Origin of the sequence: Streptomyces calidiresistens, from assembly GCF_014141525.1 — a bacterium.
Lineage (GTDB): Bacteria > Actinomycetota > Actinomycetes > Streptomycetales > Streptomycetaceae > Streptomyces > Streptomyces calidiresistens.
On record NZ_VKHS01001469.1, the window covers coordinates 1 to 608 of the forward strand.

The following is a 608-nucleotide window of genomic DNA, read 5'->3' on the forward strand; positions in this document are numbered from 1 at the left end:
GTGTATAAGAGACAGCCGTCGCCCGGGCCGTTCCCCCCGCCGTCCCCCGCGGGGACCGGGGTTCCGGCCGGGTCGTCGATGAGGATGTGCGTCTCGACGCGGTCGTCACTCATCGGCAGCAGGCGCACGCCCGGGTTCCAGCGGGTGCACAGGGCCTCGGTGACGGCGCTGAGCGGATAGCCGGCGGCGAGCATCCGGGTGCGCACGATGTGGGTGGCCACGTCCCGGTCGCCGAGCCCGAACCAGTCGGGCCCCACCCCGTAGGCGGCCAGTTCCTCCTTCACCGTGAAGGTCTCCCCGGCCCGACCCCACCCCTGCTCCTCGTGGATGCCGCCGCCCAGGGTGTACATGACGGTGTCGAGGTCCGGACAGATCTTCAGTCCGAACAGGTGGATGTCGTCGCCTGTGTTGCCGATGACGGTGATCTCCGCCTCCGGCGCGGCCCGCTTGAGACCGCGCAGGAAACGCGCCCCGCCGATGCCGCCGGCCGGTACCACGATGCGCTGCATGCGCCCAGTCTGTCAGTCGCCCCGTCAGCAGGTACCGGGGCCCGTGGGCATCGGCGAGCCGTCCGCCGCCCCGAGGGGGCGGGCGAGCGGCGGGTGGGG

The 608-nt window shown here is 72.7% G+C and carries 1 protein-coding gene; it reads right to left on the bottom strand.

Annotated elements, in window-relative coordinates:
* A partial coding sequence (locus FOE67_RS27860; protein ID WP_182667571.1) for a 2-phospho-L-lactate transferase CofD family protein occupies positions 1–509 on the bottom strand: 509 nt, incomplete at its 3' end.
* Between the last annotated feature and the right edge of the window lie 99 nt (positions 510–608).